General features: G+C 34.2%; 15 protein-coding genes and 2 pseudogenes. 14 read left to right on the top strand and 3 right to left on the bottom strand.

The window, feature by feature from the left end; all coding sequences use genetic code 11:
• Nucleotides 1-19: 19 nt before the first annotated feature.
• From ABWU72_RS03715 to ABWU72_RS03695, 5 genes and pseudogenes are all read left to right on the top strand, one after another.
• The gene (locus tag ABWU72_RS03715) at nucleotides 20-514 is read left to right on the top strand and encodes a phage tail protein (protein WP_375316780.1); all 495 of its coding nucleotides are present in this window, start codon (nucleotides 20-22) and stop codon (nucleotides 512-514) included.
• Nucleotides 511-984, top strand: coding sequence for a hypothetical protein (locus ABWU72_RS03710; protein WP_236514664.1), 474 nt, complete (start codon nucleotides 511-513; stop codon nucleotides 982-984). The genes ABWU72_RS03715 and ABWU72_RS03710 overlap by 4 nt, the downstream gene beginning before the upstream one ends.
• On the top strand, nucleotides 971-1,435 hold the full coding sequence (locus tag ABWU72_RS03705; RefSeq protein WP_208571542.1) for a phage baseplate assembly protein V: 465 nt from the start codon (nucleotides 971-973) through the stop codon (nucleotides 1,433-1,435). The genes ABWU72_RS03710 and ABWU72_RS03705 overlap by 14 nt, the downstream gene beginning before the upstream one ends.
• Nucleotides 1,436-1,690 carry a PAAR domain-containing protein gene (locus tag ABWU72_RS03700; RefSeq protein WP_236514662.1) on the top strand — a complete coding sequence of 85 codons (255 nt, stop codon included), beginning with the start codon at nucleotides 1,436-1,438 and terminating at the stop codon, nucleotides 1,688-1,690. It abuts the gene before it with no gap.
• Between the two features lie 2 nt (nucleotides 1,691-1,692).
• Nucleotides 1,693-1,827: pseudogene (locus ABWU72_RS03695) on the top strand (baseplate assembly protein W); the annotation flags it as partial.
• Nucleotides 1,828-1,844: 17 nt separating this feature from the next.
• Here ABWU72_RS03695 and ABWU72_RS03690 read toward each other — a convergent pair.
• Nucleotides 1,845-3,890 (bottom strand): recombinase family protein, encoded by a 2,046-nt coding sequence (locus ABWU72_RS03690; protein ID WP_236514263.1) that lies wholly within the window; start codon nucleotides 3,888-3,890, stop codon nucleotides 1,845-1,847.
• A gap of 33 nt (nucleotides 3,891-3,923) precedes the next feature.
• Nucleotides 3,924-4,286: a Y4bD/Y4pK family protein gene (locus ABWU72_RS03685; protein ID WP_236514962.1), complete on the bottom strand. Its 363-nt coding sequence runs from the start codon at nucleotides 4,284-4,286 to the stop codon at nucleotides 3,924-3,926.
• Here ABWU72_RS03685 and ABWU72_RS03680 point away from each other — a divergent pair.
• From ABWU72_RS03680 to ABWU72_RS03645, 8 genes and pseudogenes are all read left to right on the top strand, one after another.
• A pseudogene (locus tag ABWU72_RS03680) lies at nucleotides 4,265-4,471 on the top strand (baseplate assembly protein W); the annotation flags it as partial. The gene ABWU72_RS03685 and the pseudogene ABWU72_RS03680 sit on opposite strands and share 22 nt — an antisense overlap.
• Before the next feature lie 2 nt (nucleotides 4,472-4,473).
• Nucleotides 4,474-5,274 carry a baseplate J/gp47 family protein gene (locus ABWU72_RS03675; RefSeq protein ID WP_236514657.1) on the top strand — a complete coding sequence of 267 codons (801 nt, stop codon included), beginning with the start codon at nucleotides 4,474-4,476 and terminating at the stop codon, nucleotides 5,272-5,274.
• A 263-nt stretch (nucleotides 5,275-5,537) separates the two neighbouring features.
• Nucleotides 5,538-6,704, top strand: a complete 1,167-nt coding sequence (locus ABWU72_RS03670; RefSeq protein ID WP_236514655.1) for a phage tail protein — start codon at nucleotides 5,538-5,540, stop codon at nucleotides 6,702-6,704.
• Nucleotides 6,705-6,872: 168 nt separating this feature from the next.
• Nucleotides 6,873-7,583: an ankyrin repeat domain-containing protein gene (locus ABWU72_RS03665; RefSeq protein ID WP_236514653.1), complete on the top strand. Its 711-nt coding sequence runs from the start codon at nucleotides 6,873-6,875 to the stop codon at nucleotides 7,581-7,583.
• 33 nt (nucleotides 7,584-7,616) lie between these two features.
• Complete coding sequence (locus ABWU72_RS03660) at nucleotides 7,617-8,069, top strand: ankyrin repeat domain-containing protein (protein ID WP_236514651.1); 453 nt, start codon at nucleotides 7,617-7,619, stop codon at nucleotides 8,067-8,069.
• A 5-nt stretch (nucleotides 8,070-8,074) separates the two neighbouring features.
• Entirely contained in the window at nucleotides 8,075-8,515 is a 441-nt protein-coding gene (locus ABWU72_RS03655; protein ID WP_236514648.1) for a DUF2924 domain-containing protein, read from the top strand.
• Entirely contained in the window at nucleotides 8,508-9,995 is a 1,488-nt protein-coding gene (locus tag ABWU72_RS03650; RefSeq protein ID WP_236514647.1) for a recombinase family protein, read from the top strand. Before ABWU72_RS03655 ends, ABWU72_RS03650 begins: the two co-directional genes overlap by 8 nt.
• Nucleotides 9,996-10,062: 67 nt before the next feature.
• Entirely contained in the window at nucleotides 10,063-11,145 is a 1,083-nt protein-coding gene (locus ABWU72_RS03645) for a hypothetical protein (RefSeq protein WP_236514646.1), read from the top strand.
• Nucleotides 11,146-11,258: 113 nt separating this feature from the next.
• Here the strand turns inward: ABWU72_RS03645 and ABWU72_RS03640 are convergent, their stop codons facing one another.
• Complete coding sequence (locus ABWU72_RS03640) at nucleotides 11,259-15,185, bottom strand: ankyrin repeat domain-containing protein (RefSeq protein WP_236514645.1); 3,927 nt, start codon at nucleotides 15,183-15,185, stop codon at nucleotides 11,259-11,261.
• 733 nt (nucleotides 15,186-15,918) lie between these two features.
• Between ABWU72_RS03640 and ABWU72_RS03635 the strand changes: the two genes are divergently transcribed.
• Entirely contained in the window at nucleotides 15,919-17,166 is a 1,248-nt protein-coding gene (locus ABWU72_RS03635; RefSeq protein ID WP_353283886.1) for a hypothetical protein, read from the top strand.
• The last annotated feature ends 132 nt before the right edge of the window (nucleotides 17,167-17,298 follow it).

Raw genomic sequence — 17,298 nt, 5'->3', positions numbered from 1 at the left:
TATTAAAACTAGTAACAATATTAATGAAATAATCTCCAATATTGACGGAAAAGAGCAGAAAGTAAAACTGGCAGCTATAAAAGCACTAAATAGAACAGCACTATGGTTAAAAGCAAAAGCAGCTAAGGAAATCAGTGAGGAAAAGAAGGTAAAATTAAGTTTGATAAGAAAGAGATTAAGAATTTTTAAGGCGAAAACTAGCAGATTAGAAGTGTTAATTAGAGCAAATCTCTATGACATTAGAGCATCGGCAATTGGCAAAATACAAAAAACAAGAAGAGGATCGAAAGTAGGAAAGCATGAGTTTATAGGAGGATTTGCAGCAGTTATGCCAAAAGGAAATAGCGGTATTTTTAAACGTGAAGGAAGAGCATCATTGCCAATAAAGGAAGTAAAACTACCGCTGGAACCAGAGGCTTCAAGGATAATAGGAAATCTTGTTAATTATGAGGTTGAGAAAGTATTTACAAAATTTTTTGAACGTGAATTAAGTTATATTACAGAAAGTGTATGAATTTTAAAGATTTGCATAACGCAATCTGCACTACGCTGAAGAGAGAAATACCAGCAATACAGACATGTGAAATTTATCCATCGATAAGAAAAAAATTATTAGCGCCAGCGTTATTTGTAGAGCTTGTGAGTTTAGAATCGGGAAAAGATCCTGGAACAGAGGAATTAGCGCTGAAAGCAAGATTTGAAGCACGAATTGTGATTGATAGCACAATAGAAAATGCAGCTATTATTGTCAGAACATTAGCTGCTGAGGTTGCGAAAGTAGTAAATAAAAATACTTGGAACGTGGAAAATATTTTTCCTGCTGAATTTCTCTCTGCAGAGCCTGATGGATTTAGACCCGAATTAGATGCATATTTGGTGTGGATGGTTGATTGGAGTCATCAGCTTCATTTAGGTAAATCGATATGGACAGAAAATAAGATTAAGCCACATACGATTATAATAGAAGAAAATGTTAGAGAGTAATTTTGCTATTTCAGAGCTGCAAAGAAAGTTAGCAAACATTGTACGAATAGGAGTTGTAAAAGAAGTAGATTATGAGAAAGCAAAAGTAAGAGTGAAGATAGGAGAACTTTTAACAGATTTTCTTCCATGGATAACTTCTAGAGCAGGAGAGGAAAGAAGCTGGCTACCACCAAGCATAAATGAACAGGTAGTAATATTGTCACCATTGGGAGAGTTATCATTAGGAGTAGTACTAGCTGGAATATATCAACAGAAGTATGCTGCACCAGAGAATAAAAAAGAAATAAATAGTGTGAAGTTTCAGGATGGAACAAGATTGTTATATGATAAAGAGAAGCATCATTTAGAGATTGAAGTAGTAGACAAAATAACACTGAAAGCTGGGGAATCGAGCATAGAGATGACGAAGAGCGAAATAAAACTGAAAGCAGATAGAATAAACCTTAATTAAATGAATAAATCGGTTGTACGAGTAGGAGATTATTGTGTAGAAGTAACACCGCATTTCTGCATTATCGGAAGTAATAATGTTTTTGTAAACGGTAAGTCAATATGTAGACAAGGAGACAGTTTTAGTGAAGGAAAAGTAATGATTCAAGGATCAAAAATAGTGTTTGCAAATGGCTATAGTATAGGAAGAGTAGGAGATATAGTTTCATGTGGTTTTAAAGTAATAAAAGGCAGTGAAAGCGTTTTTGCAAAATAGAAATGAAGGGTATGGATGCTAAAACAGGAAAAGCGTTAGAAGGAATAGAGCACTTAAAGCAATCTGTCGTAGATATTTTAACTACCCCTATTAATAGCAGAGTAATGAGGAGAGATTATGGGTCAAGATTATTTGACTATGCATGTTGATACTCCTATAAAAAATTTATATTGTTGAATTTGCCATTTTTAAAATCCATCAGAATTTTAATAGTTTCTGGTTTATCCTCAAATAAGTATTTGCCCTTGGCTTTACTATCATCTTTTCGTATTTTAATTTGACCACTATTGATTTTATGGTAAAGCCAATTCCTAGAAACTTTGAGGATCTTTGCAACTTGTGTAACAGTAAGGTAGCCAGGTGCAAGGAGACGTGGTTGATGTCTTTTTCGAAAAATATCATTTTTTAATCGAATACTTTCGACTGTACTTCTTAAAACAACATTTTTCTTTGGAGAGCGATATCCTTGTTTTTCTAAGTACTTGGCGATTTCTATATCTGATTTACCCTCCTTACTTAACTTTATTATAAGCTGTTCCATTTCTGTTGCTGTGGTTAATTCATAAAAGGATTTTACTGGAATAGGGACATGAAAAGTAGTAGTTTCTCCACCATGCCATACAATACGTATTTGTAAGCAATCGCGTTTGATCCGGTGTGCTACTACCTTATCAATTATGCAACGAAGAAAGGATTTTTGCTGCTGACTTGACAGAACTGACTTATGCCAAATTTCAGGTAATTTCCTACCCACATCTAAAAATACTGTTTTCAGCTCTTCAGATAATTGAAGATTAGGTTTCTTTGGATGTTGACGTTCGAATGTAATTTCTGCTTGCTTGAGTTCGTTCAATGCTTGTTCCCAACGTTTTTCAAGTTCTGCAGCTACAAGACGATTATCAGGATCAACTTGATTAAATTGTCGTTCTGCCAACTTAGCTTGATATCTCAGACGTTCTAATTGTTGCAAATGTACTTTATTAAGGGCTTGTTCAGATTGTGACTGTGAATCAATAGCATTAGTATAAGCATCTAGTTCAATTTGACTAAGTGCTGCAAAAAATTTAGAAACCACTGCACAATCGATAATATCAGTTAGTAAACGCTGACATACAGGTTCATGATACTTTCGTTGCAGGTAATTACACATATAATAGTTTCTTTCTTTATATCGCATTGTCATTTTGTATCCACATTCTCCACAATAGATTATTCCCTGCAATAATGCTTCTCCTGATCTAGCTATGCCACGCGTGCTATTGTATTCATACTTTGCATAATTGTCTTTTAGTGTCATCTGAATTTTTATAAAGCTTTCCCAATCTATATAAGCTGGATATTTATCTTTTATTAAAATTTTCCATTCTTCCATTGGCATGCTTTTTGTTGTTTTTTCAGCAGAGGATATTTTATGACTTCTAGTACGACCATAAACAAATGCTCCAGCATAAGCTGGATTTTTAAGTATCGAGAGAATTTTTCCACGTGTCGGTTTTTTCCATTGCAACTCTTTAAACTTATCATACCTAGGAATAGTAAGTTGATGGTCATTAAAATGCTTTAGAACTTTTGATGCTGCTCGTTTCTCTAGAAAAGTTTCAAAAATAAGCTTAATACGATGCTGAACTTCAAGATTATGATCCTTATGTACTGAACCATCGGTATGACGAATAAGACCAACTGGAAGAGATAAGGCTAAATCACCTCGTGCTGCTTTATTCAATAATCCAGCATTTAGTCTAGCTCTTATAGTAGATAACTCCATTTCAGCAAGTTGCCCTTTTAGACCCAGTAATAATCGACCATTAATGGTACCAGGATCATAGATACCATCACGATCAGCTATTAAACACTGTTTATAGCCACATATATCTAGTAACGGATACCAGTCAGAACAATTGCGTGATAAACGGGTTACATCATAGGAAAGTATGATCCCTACCTTCGCTAAAGTGACTTTAGTAACAAGTTCTTTAAATCCTTCACGCTTTTCAGCACTAGCACCAGTTATACCAAGATCAGTGTCAATTATAATAATACTATCAGCTTTCCAGCCAAGATCAATTGCCTTTTGTTTCAGCGCATACTGCAACTCTAGACTTTCTTGATTGCTTAATATTTGATGATGTGTTGATTGTCTGATGTAAATTATCGCTTCGCGTGCTAAATGTTGTGCTGTGATTAGCTCTGATGTACTCATGGATAACCTCTTTGGATACTAATAATATATTTTCTAAAACTTCTGACTTAAAACGTTGTGGCATTTTCTGCCACACTTGACATGATTTACATGGCATAATTTATACTCCTTTGCTAGAGAAACAAACTCGTATAATGAAGTCCATGTTAACTTGCTGGTGAGAAAATCTTGCTTACTAGCTAAGTTAGTAGAAAAAAATGGAATATGTAGAGTGATGTCATCACGATAAATAACAGATACATTACCACCTTTGTAGGCTGTTGAACTGAAAGATGATACGGGAAAAGTTCTGCCAAATAGTGGATGTGTTGGATCTGTAACTGTAATTTCTTTGGCTACTTGATTGTTGAAGGGGGTATTAAGGTGACTGATCGTTTGAATTGGTGGATAAGCCAATAAATAGAGATTTAACACTTGAGATATATGCAGCAACAGGAGAAGCTTTGGAAAAATGGGACAAGAGGTTTAAGTTAGAAAAAGTAAAAGTTGAAGGAGTAAAAGAAGGAAAAGTGACGCTTGATCTAGAAGGATTGTATCTGCCAATGGGAAGAAAGATTCGCTTCGATGGGGTTGTAGTATAAAGATGCAGCAGCCAAATATTATTGAATCACTGAGCTTTGAGGAAATCTTTTCGAGAATGAAGGAAGAGTTAGTAAAGCGAGATGCAAGTTTTACAGGATTGGTGGAAAGTGATCCAGCAATGAAGGTATTAGAAGTAGCAGCATGGCGAGAACTTTTGCTTAGAGAAAGAATAAATGAAGCAGTAAAGAGTAACTTACTTAAATTTGCGACAGGAGAAGATCTTGATAATTTGGCTGAGTTTTATGGAGTAGAGAGAGAAAAAGAAGAAGAGGATGAAAGATTTAGAAAGAGGGTAAAAGCAAAAATAGCAGGTTGGTCAACAGGAGGAAGCAAAGAATATTATCGTTATAATGCACTTTCGGCAGATAGAAGAGTAAAGGATGCGCTAGTAGAATCACCTATACCAGGGAAAGTACAGATCTCGATTTTATCAACACAATTATCCACAACTGGCATAGTGTCAGAAGAACTACTAGAAATTGTAAAAAAGCAGGTTACTAGAGATGATATAAGGGTTTTAACAGATACAGTAACAGTAATTGGTTGCAATATTACGGAAATAGATATTCACAGCAGAATCAGCACGAATTACATAACATCAGAGGAAGAAATCAAGAAGCAATTTATTAAGAAGTTTGAAGCAAGCAAAAGGTTGGGATGGAACGTAACAAGATCATGGATAATAGCAAATTTGTTTGTAGAGGGTGTAGAAAACGTAGAATTAATCGAGCCAAGAGAGGATGTTGTGGTTCTGGGGAATGAGTGTGCAGTGCTTGGCTACGTCAAGTTAGATAGGATTTAAAACGTATTTTTTTTGTTTTGTGCCAGTGAGGGGATTGCGTGCAATAAGTGGTTTAAGGTTTACTGGATCCAATGTTAGGGAGACGAAAGTATTGATTTTCTTCCAGAAGTTGTAACTTATTTTTTAAAGTATGGATAATATGGTCAAATATTATGGAGAGTGTTTTCGATATTAAGAACATCTTTATTTTTCTGCAATGATCTCTTGCTTACTCATAAGCTACCTAAATAAAGGAAGTTAAAGCAACTTGAAAGAAAAGACAAATGAAAAGTTTATTACCGCCAAACGCAACAAAGCAAGAGCAAGCACTGGTTGATGCAATAGATTATAAGGTTGATCCAAGCTGTATCAGAGGGTTTAAGTTCAACCTGAAAGAAGAAACATTACCATGGATAATAGAAGAATATGGTTTAGAAGAGATATTGCGCTGGGTAAAAAATAAAAGAAGGGCGATAGTAGAAGGAGTAAAATTTCAAAGACTGAGAGGAACACCTGCATCACTTAAAATAGCACTAAAATGGGCAAATATAGAAGATATTACAATTATCGAAGAACCACCAGGTAAACATTTTTTTGAGCTGCAGATAGGGATAAGGAATGTTCCAAATAACTTTTTTGTAGATGCAGTTGTGGAACTTGCGAAACTATCGTTACCCGTAAGATCGCGGCTAATGAGGATTTTTAACGATTATTACAACGTTGATAGGTTTATTTTAGATGAAAGTTTATTTGGAAGTTTGTTATCAGACTACTCTGGTATAAAAGTTGAAAAAAATGGGCCAGTGTTATCGTTTGGAAGAGTAAATTTTTTCAGGTCTAGTGGTCCAGTTATTAGGATTATAGAAAATTATCTACGCGATCATTATGAACGAGCTTTAAGCAATGATATATATCGCCTAGATGTAGCAATCCTTGGAGAAACAGAGCCTCACACAAGGGATTATAAAGGCATCTATGAAAGAGATCTTTTGTGGTACAACTTAAAAGCACTATATCCATTACCACAGAGTTTATTACCATCGATTAAATTTGCAAAAGCGCAGATAGTATTATCAGACAGTTGGGATTTAGGAGACATAAATACGTGCTTTTCAGTTAGTAGTGTAGAAGAAAGAGGAAATAAATTTGTATTGGGAAGTGATAAACTTTCAGGGCAACATTGGAATTTAAAACACAAGCCAATTTTAGAAAGATTCAGCATTATCCATCTTTACAAAGTAGAAAATTATGCAGATCAGAAGGTCACAAAATATGTTTTAGCAGAACACAACGTTTACTATAAAAATGACTCAGATTCAGAGCAAAAAGACTCAATACACGAATTAGAAAATTACATTTTAGTATTTTATCCAGGAGTACTGAAGTGGCACGAACATCGACATTTGTACAGAAGTTGGAAAAATAGTCAAGTAATATCTATAATAAGTTAAGTACTTATATTTAGATCCTTATATATTATATTAATAATAGGTTAAAGTGTATGAAATAAAAAGAAAAGGACTTGCTTTCTTATGCTAAAAAGGACATGACTTGAATAGCAGCAGGTAAATATAAGAAATTTGTCTGGCGCTAGAAAAGCTAATTTTGTGAGGTATGAAATGAGTTTTAGCAAGAGTAAGTTTTTTAAAGAAGTATCAAGTAACGGGTTTAAAAACATTAATAAAAGAAATGAAGAAGGAGAGACGATATTACATCAAGCAGTAGAAATCTCCAATTACAAAACAATAAGGTTATTAATAAAAAAAGGGGCAGAGGTTAATGCAAGAGATAAAAATGGTTATACACCTCTGCACTGCGCAGTATTCGCAAAAAGTTTAGAAAATGTAAAAGTACTGCTAAGGGAAGGAGCGGAAGTAAATGCTACTCAATATGTCAGTGGATGTACTCCACTCCACTCTGCGTGCAAAATAGGAGGAGCAGGAGTTGAAATAATAAAAGAGCTAGTAAAAGCAGGAGCTGAGGTTAATCAACTGAATAAATATGGTGCAACACCAATGTATTACATTTGGGAAAGTGAAAAGTATTCTCTGTGTGATAGTAAAGAAAGTGAAAAGGCAAGTAAATTTCTGAGAGAAAAGGGTGGAATAACAAAAAGTAGAGAACTGACGTGCTATGGAATAGAGGGGCTAGTGGGAGAAATAGCAGACATGTTGAATGGGAGCTATATGCCGGAGCTAAAAATAATAGAGATAAAAGAAATCAGAAAGAAAGACAAATCGCTAATAAAGAAAGAATGTCAAAATTTAGCAAGCAAGATAATGAGCCAAGTAAATGAAATGATAGATGAGGTGGTGAAAAGGAGGGCTTAGGAATTTAAATTCAAAAAAAAGGTGAGGTAGGTTATGAGTAAAAAAGGAAAAGAGGAGTCACTATTAGAGTACTCATACAAAAATATTTACGCAAGAGACGAAAAGGGAAGAACAGCTCTACATTATGCAGTAGACGCAAAAACAGTGAAGTTATTAATTGAAAAAGGAGCGAATGTGAATGCAGCAGATGTAGAAGGATATACAGCACTGCACCTAGCGGTAACGGAAAAACGCCTAGAAACCGTGAGAGAATTAATAAAATCAGGAGGGAATGTAAATGCTGAGGAATATGGAAGTAAATGCACTCCATTGCACCTTGCATGTATGGTGGAAAAAAAAGAAATAGTGGAGGAGCTAGTAGAAGCAGGAGCAGAAATAGAGCAAGCAGATAAATTTGGAATGACAGCGATGGATTATAGCAAAGAGATCACTGAAATATTGAGGAAAGAAATAGACAGAATTGAAAAGTTATTTATGAGAGGATAGAAAATATGGAGGAAGAAACAGAAAAGAAAGTAATGAATTTAGAGAGAAAACCTTTGGGTGAGCTGAGAAAAACGTGGAAGAAGGTATTTGGGGAAGAGGCACCTAAACATTCAAAGAAATATCTGATACCAAGATTAGCTTATAGAATGCAGGAAAAAGTGTATGGAGAAATGTCAAGAAAAGGGTCAAAAAGACTAGATTATTTAGCAGATCGGCTGGAGAAGGGAAAAAGAATAAGTAGTGACAAACTGCCAGTAGAAGGAACAGAGCTAATATTAGAGAGAGGGGAAGAGACGCATGCAGTAATGGTAACAGATAAGGGTTTAATCTACAGAGAAGAATTTTTCACGTCATTGTCAGCAGTAGCCGGAAAAATAATGGGAATGAGTTACAATGGGCCGCTCCTATTTGGTTTGCGTGATCAAAAGGGAAAGGAAAATGTGTAAAGGGATAAGATGTGGAATATATACGAGAAAGTCAAATGAAGACGGTCTAGAACAAAAGTTTAACAGTTTAGATGCGCAGCGAGTAGCATGTGAAAAATATATAAAGAGCAAAGAAGGCTGGGTAGTATCGGCCAAAAGGTACGACGATGGAGGCTTCTCAGGGAAAAATTTAGAAAGACCAGCGATAAAGGAATTGTTTGAAGATGTAAAAAAAGGAGAAGTAGATTGTGTAGTGGTGTATACTCTGGATAGGCTATCAAGGGAAACAAAAGACAGCATTGAAGTAACATCATTTTTTAGAAGACATCGAGTAAATTTTATAGCAGTAACGCAGATATTTGACAATAATACGCCAATGGGAAAATTTGTACAAACAGTGTTATCAGGAGCAGCACAACTAGAAAGAGAAATGATAGTGGAGAGAGTAAAAAATAAAATAGCAACATCAAAAGAACAAGGTTTATGGATGGGTGGAACTTTACCGCTAGGGTATGATATAAAAGATAAAGAATTAATAATAAATGAGAAAGAAGCGAAAATAGTAGGGCACATATTTGAAAGATATTTGGAGCTGAAGTCAATGGCAGAATTGGCAAGGGAGTTAAATAGAGAAGGTTACAGAACAAAATCAGATATCTTTAAAAAAGCAACAGTGAGAAGGATAGTGACAAACCCAATATATATGGGAAAGATAAGACATTATGAGAAAAAGTATGAAGGAAAGCATGAAGCAATAATAGAGGAAGAAAAATGGCAAAAAGCGCAAGAGTTAATAAAGAATCAGCCATATAGAAAAGCAAAATATGAGGAAGCGCTGCTTAAGGGAATAATTAAGTGTAAGAGCTGTGAAGTAAACATGATACTGACCTATGCAAAAAAGGAGAATAAGAGATATAGATATTACGTATGCAATAATCATTTAAGGGGAAAAGGTTGTGAATCAGAAAAAAGAAATGTAATAGCCGGAGAAGTCGAAAAAGAAGTAATGAGGAAAACAGAGCAGCTATATGAAAATTGGAAAGACAAGACCGAAGAAAAATGGGAAAATTTAAATTTTGGAAAGCAGAAAGAAATAGTGAAAAAGTTAATAAAGGGAGTAATGGTGAAAGAGGATGGAATGGAGGTGCATTCTGAATCAGAGAAAAAATTTATACCAATAAAAAAGAAAGGAAACAAATGCACAGTAGTAGAACCTGAAGGAAAAACAAATAATGCACTACTGAAAGCAGTGGTGAGAGCCCATTCCTGGAAACGTCAACTAGAAGAGGGAAAATATAGAAGTGTGAAAGAGCTGAGTGCCAAAATTAATATAGGTACAAGACGAATACAGCAAATTTTAAGGCTGAATTATTTAGCGCCGAAGATTAAGGAAGACATAGTAAATGGGAGGCAGCCAAGGGGTTTGAAGTTAGCTGACTTGAGGGAAATACCGATGTTATGGAGTAACCAACTGGAGAAATTTTATGGATTAGCAACCTAATTGAACAATTAATAAGTTGTTAATATAACTAATTTATAAAATTAAATATTGTAGAGCAAGGAAAGTAATGCCAAAGTTTAAAAAGATTAAGAACGCAAAAAATATAATCTATGAGCTGGCAGGTGATCAGGATAATTTTACCAATGAAGATAAAAAAAAGCTTTTCAAGTTGTTAAAGAAGATAGAAAACGGTGAAAATATTAGTGGAAAATTTAATAAATCTAATTACAACACGCAGAAACTTCTTACAAAAAAAATAATTTACAAGGATGAGAAAAAGGAAGGGACTCTGACGCTACTGTGCCACTCTGTGTTCTATAAAAATAATCAAGCTTTTGAGGAGCTTTTACAAGAAGCAATAAATCAAGGAACCTTAAAGGATGTTCTTAGTGAGGAATTGATCCAAAAATTGCCAAATGGTCTAACAATAACTTACACGGCACTGGTATCCTGCATATTAGAGGAAGATAGTAAAGCTATTAGAGCAGTTTTAGAAGCTTCTAAAAAGAATGGTTTTTTAAAAGAAATTCTCAACCAGAAAGTGAAAGTAGAGAAAGCAGAAGGTCAAGAGATAAGCTATACTACACTACTTGACTATGCTAATAAACACAATTGCAAAGAAAGTGCAAAGATTCTCAAGGGATTTGAAGAAATTCTGAATATAGAAGTTAAAAATGATATACCTGTAAGTGATAATGCTGAAACTAGATGTGAAGATATCAATAAAGACCATGAAATACATGAATCTAGAATTGTAAACAGTGAAGAAGCTCGAAATATTTTAATAGAAAGTGAAAATCCTCAACTCATGTGTGAAAGCAACAAAGAAGCTAAGAACTCTTTAGATGAGCAAGGGCTAAACGCTTCTGACAGCCCATCTTCCGCTGAACCATGTTTTGATGCTACAAACGAAAAAGACAAACCATTAACGCAGCAAAGGCAAGCAATTCTAGCTAGTGTTGTTAGTACAGCGTTACTGGTAAGCAGCATTGCACTGTATATCATGAAAATGCCTGTAGTAGCAGTGGTTGTGGGAATAGTTGGATTAGCATGTATAGGTCTTGTGCTATATAAGCCAAATACTAAGCTCGAGAAAATTAGAGATATAAAACAGTCTATTATTGCTTCTCCTGCTTTAAACTCAGTATAAAAGAATATGTCCAATAATTTTTTTTAATAAGATAATTTATTTAGAATACTATCTAAATTATTAACACAACATTTATCTTGTACCCCTGCTGTTTCTCATTACCTTGAGCTATTTTAAACCTTCACAGCAGGATCAACACCATTTTTAACTTCAACATTACTAAGTGCTGTATTTGCCTTATGTGAACAGTAACACCCTACTGCGAGAAAAGTTAATGCAGCTACAGCAAGTGTAATACAGATTGCTAAATGAAACATTGTTAAACTTGCACCAACAGCAAATGCTCCAGATAATACAAAAGAAATAGAAGCATAGGTTATTTGCTTTCTATCCTGGGCGCTTGCTGCTGAGAGTTTTTTGTTTCCATTGTCTGGACTTGGACCTTTTAGGCTTTGCCGTATTTCATTTAAATTCTCTTCAAATTGAACTTTTGCTTCATCAAGTTCTCTAGTTTTTGCAGCTAAATCTTGCCTTATACTATCTTGCTCACGTTCTAACTGTGCAACCTTCTGATTTGTGCTACTCAGCTCTCGATTTCTGTTGCCAAGTTGTGCTTTTAGACTTTCAATTTGACCCTTCAACTGCTTACCTTGACTTTCAAGTGCTTCTAGCTGCTGGCTTTTATTTTCACTTTCATCTTTAAGCTTCTCCAGCTCCTTATTTTGATCCCCCAGTGCTACATTTTGTGTGCTCAGCTCTTTATTTTTGCTTTCAGCTTTTTCTAGCTTTTGAAGTACAGTATTTAACTGCCCCTTTAGTTGTTTTTTTTTCTCAGTGAGTTGAACTACTTCATTAGTTTTTCTAGCCAAATCTTGCTTTGCATCACCGAGGTTGTTTTGCAAGTCTACAAGCTGAGCCTTTGCCTCTTTAAGTTCTTTAGTACGGTTATCTACTTGATCATTGAGTTGACTAGCCTTCTGTTGCTCTTGCATTAACTCTTTATTCGCTTGTCTCAACAAAACTTCCATGCCCTCAAGCTTCTTTTGCAATTGCGAAACCTTTTCATTTACAATATTTAGCTCTTCCACCTTTCCTGCAAGTTGAGTTTTTGTTTCCTCAAGTTCTTCAGTAAGTGTAGTCACTTTACTAATTTTTTCATTTAAGCTTTGCTTTGCACTCTCCAGCTCTTGTTCTAATTGAACTTGTACATCCTTTAGCTGCTTATTTTCCTTTGTAAGTTCCGCATGCTCTTGTTTTAATCGAGTTTGTGTATTACTCAGTATATTTCTTTCGTTATTAAGTTGAGCTGTTTTACCAGTCAGATTATTAATATTTTGTTCTAGCTCGATTTTTGTTCTCTCAAGTTTAGCTACTTCACTAGTTCTGCTATCCAAGTTTTGTTTTGCGTCATCCAACTCTTTCGTCTGCTTTTTGAGCTGATCTTCTAATTTCCATACATTTCTGTTCAGTACTCTCTCCTTCTCTGCAAATTGGCAATCAAGTACATTTTTTTCTTTATTCAAATCATCTATCTGACTAGTTAGGTCACTATTCTTTCTTTCTAGTCCAGCATTTGTCTCCTTAAGCTCCTTTATAGTATTATCAAGCTTAGTTACTTTTCCAATTTTGCTTTCCATCTCTTCTTTTTTCTTTGCAAGTTCAGCTTCTGTTTTCTTAAGTCTCTCTTTAAGGTTAGATATCAGAAGACAAGCTATTTTTTTTGTTTGAACACTATCTGGCATTGCTAAGTGCAAATATCCAATATTAAAGTTAGCATCACAATTAAGTAAAAGCTTAATAGCTTCTAGTTTACTATTTTGAATAGCAAGGTCTAGAGGCGTACGATTATCAATACCTTTAGCATCAACATCATAGCATCTTTTTTTGAGAAGAAGATTAAGTGTTTCATTGTTATCATTTAAAACAGCGTAATGTAAAGGTGTACGCTTCTTTTCTATTTCTACTTCCTCCTTAAAGAATTTTATCACTTCTTCTCTTTTCTCTGTTTTGGATGATTTTGCTAAATTCAAAACAGTGCTATTTCTATATGTAATGTTGAAGTTAGCACCGTTCTTCACAAGAAGCTTTACTATTTCCAAATTGCCATTGCAAACCGCAAAGTATAAAGGTGTTATACCATTATTATCTTTGACGTCAACATCAGCACCTTTACTAAGGAGAAACTTTGCACCTTCTAGAAAGAGTGCTACATCATCGTTATCTTTGCTGCTATTAGGAAAAAAAGACCAAATGTACTCCATCCACCCGTTATTGGTATCTTTTTGAGCTGTCTGACGTGCATCACGAGCTATAAAGTGTAAAGCTGTCATATCACTAACGTCTTTAATGTCAACATAAACTTCACCATTCAAAAGAGCTTGTGCTACTTCTTTACTGTAGAGGGCAGCAAGATACAAAAGACTAGCACCACTAACTTTAGCCTCTAGGGATGGAGATAGCACCGTTTTGATGCACTCTTCATTTTTAACAGATAACGCCGAATTAAGTATATTACGTATCTTATCAACAACATTCTCATCTTCTAATGTTTTCAAGTATTCAGTAACGTGGTCAGTAAAGAGTTGGTTAAATTCTTTTCTTAATGCTATGGTTGGAAAGAATGCATGGCTTACAGTTCTTATACCGTTATCTTTTTCTTTTAATCTGCCGGATAAAATATCAATGTATTTTTGTTGACCTACAAGCAGTAATAGAGATTCCAGTTCCTTTTGATCAAACAATTTACTCTGATACTTTTCTGTAAGCTTATCATTAGCTGCAATTGCTAGAAGCACTAATTCTTCTACTAAAAAGCTGCAATTATTACTTTCTGTATCAAGTTTATACTTTGACAACATATTGTCATATATATACTTATGATCGTCCCTTTTTTGCAAATCCAAGTTAAGGTATCGTGAACAAAAGGCTTTAAAATTATCACTATTCAGGCCACTCATGAACACATCATCTTTATCTATGTTATTTATAACTTCGTCTAACTGCTCATAGTCATTATGCTTGACTGCTTCGTTCAAAATATTTATCACTTCATCAAGGGTTTTAATGTTCAAAACATCGAATTTTTCATGCGACCCTTCTGAAACTTTATCGTTTTCCTGCTGTGTTAAATTAAATAGCTCTATAAGCTTACTATTACCTTTATCAGTAGCAATTTTCATTGCATTAAATTCTCCAAGAAAAGGATTAGCTCCTTTATTTAAAAGCAACTTTACAATTTCAATACCTTCACTTTGTAAGATAGAATTATTTGAAAAATGCTTTAGTATTTCAGTATTTTGTTCAGGGGAAGTATATTTCAACAGAATCCTTATCGTTTCTTTTGTATATTTACAGCTATTAGCGATAACTGCTTTTTCTAACTCAGCAGTAACATTAATCTTTGCTCCATGCTGAAAAAGCAAATTTGCTAAATTATGGTCATTATCTTCCAGAGCGTAATAAATAGGTGCTTTATCTTTTGACTGACTAACTTTATTAACATCAGCTCTGTATTCTAATAGTGATTTTATAACCTCATCCCTTAATGAAAATCTTTTAGCCTTTATCATGCCTGAGCAGTTTTTGCATATATGGCTTAAAGCTTTATCTTTAAAAGAGATATTAGCATCAACTTTTTTACTGTCTCGTAATAAAAAGTCTTTATAAAAATTAAGCCAATTGCTATGTTCACAGGCATTCATAGCAAAACAAGTCAATATCACTTTTTGATTGCGAAACATACTAAAGTTCTTCACTCTCTGTATTAGGTCTTTTGCTTTTTCTAAATTTTTAGAAGAAATGGCTCCGAACAATTCATTTCCAAGACGTTCATTGGATATCCTTTCTTCATCATACTCCGCTCTTTGTTTTGAATCTTTCAAGATGCTATATGCTTCTTCAAGTTTTTGAAAATTTTTTTTTGCTGTTTCTTTGTTACTATTTTTATCTGGATGATGTTTTCTTGCCAAATTTCTATATGCATTTTTTATCTCATCCAGGCTGGCATTTACCTTTACTCCCAATATTTCATAATAGTCAATATCAAAGTTAATAACACGTTTAGGTGTGTTAATACTTGTATAATCATTAACTGGCGGCATAAATTTCCTGATAATTTTCTCTTTGTTATGTTATCATTAACCCTAACTTTTGTCAATATATATTGCTGATTTCTAAATTGGATTGGAAACGTAATTTACATCAAAATTCTCCAATGTAAAGAGTATACTAAAGCGCTATTAAACTATATTGCAAAGTCCGTTCTGATTTAACAAAACACTACACTTTTTAGTATCAACGAGAATTTAATTATTTACTTCCTCCAAAAAACATAAAAATGATCGTATATTTGTGAGAATGCGTTGCGTAAAATAGAATCGTGGAAATAGAAGCTTCAAATTGTTGCAACAAGGTTTAGACAAATTGGTTCATATGTAAATATGGCTAAAGTGAGCCAATGTAGATGATTTTAGCGCATAATCAAATTACCATATAAAAAAGTTCGTATGGTACAATTGGTAGACCAACCGATTCCAAGAAAAACACTTCTCTCATTAGCTGATTTTGAACGCTGGAAGTGGTTATTTTACTTGAGATCTTAATAATATATTTTGCTAAACTAATATTAGTTTGCTTGCGGAAGAGTTAAGGTAAATTTCTAATAAAAAAAGAATTTAGAAGTAGAGAAAAGATCTTATATTGAGCTTGTTAAGAGCCTTTTGCCTAAAACTACTTTAGGTTAGAAAATTTTTCTTAAAGTAGTGATTGACAAATTTTAAAGGTAGAATACTATACTTAAAATATACTTACGTTCTAATTAATAAGGTAGTGGCTATGTTGCGTTCAGATATTCCAGAAATTTTATTTTCATCTATTAGAGAAGATGACCCTTATAGAGCATCTAAGCTTTTTCAAATTGAACGCTGGTGCTATGCAAATTGGCGTCTACACCAAAAAAGTGGCAAGAAAGGACGTAATTTTCTTGCACAAGTGCTATCTAGTGAGGATTGTTGGAAAAAAGTAGACAATTTACATGGAGTTAAGCTTGATAGGCAAGTCGTAGGCAAAAAGTTAATTGCGCCAGATTCAGGTAATCTCTTTGATAAGTATGCCATTGCCTGTAGTTGCTGTCTAGAAGAAGATATTATTGCTTTGTTTGAGGAAAGAAAAGAGGAATTATCAGCTCAAGGTAAGAGTAGTCTATTGGAGTATGAGCACTTAGTTAGGTGTTGCGGGTCGGGTCTTTTAGCGCAGTTTTGGTCACATTTTATTAGCGGTTATATCTCTAAATTAAATTTAGATGGCTGTCATCCATATGAATATGGACTTAAGTGTGCTATGAGCCTTAAGCAGGAGCAGGCAGTGGAATTCTTCTGGAATAAAATAAAATCATTACCTGAAAGTGAGATGAGTGAACAGAAAAAGGATGAAATCTTCATGAAGACATCAGTGTATGCAGCAGGTAGTCGTTGTAATAGTTATCCTGAAATATTCGAGTTTTGTTTTAGTCAAATCAGTCCTGATAAATATCCAGAACTTCTAAAAAGAGACTTAGCTGAAAATGGTTATTATGGTAGTTTGAATACACTACAGGGTGCACTTCGCTTTGATAAATTTCAGGAATTATTTGATTGTTTAAAGCCAAATGATGTTCCAGAAGATGATTATAATATCTGGTTAGACATGGAAATCAAAAAACATTCAGAGCCTTATGTAAGTGAAAGTGTAAAGCTTTTTATGCATATGTGGATGAAGGAAGGATTTGATAGCCATCGTGCTTTAGTGATAAGAGAGGAACTAGAGGATAAATCACCTCTTTTCTGTACAGTTTTATTAACACCTTTAGTAGAAAAGGGCTGTATGGAACCAGTATGGGCGTTATTAAATAAAGCTAATTCTGATCAGGTTAAAGAGTTTATGTGTTCTAAACAGGCAGGCTACATACGATCTATATTGGAAAAAAGAGATGCTGATTCATTGAATAAGTTTCTAGCATATAGAAAGTCTACAGATGAAGAGTTCACTAGCTTAACTGAAGTTGAATTAAGCAAAGCATGTGAGCAATTAGGGTTAGGCAATTAAGGTATTATAAGGCAATTCTATAAAGTAGGTGGTGGTTTCTTGTTACTACTTTAGCTTCTGTCAAAAAGATGTTGCATTGTAATACAAATGTTATATACACAAGTCAGCATGTAGGCAAAAATAGCTTTTATT

The sequence above is a fragment of the Wolbachia endosymbiont (group A) of Lypha dubia genome (assembly GCF_964028575.1).
Classification (GTDB): domain Bacteria; phylum Pseudomonadota; class Alphaproteobacteria; order Rickettsiales; family Anaplasmataceae; genus Wolbachia; species Wolbachia pipientis.
Note: the sequence above shows the minus strand (reverse complement) of the source record. Positions and strands in the feature narration are given on the sequence as shown.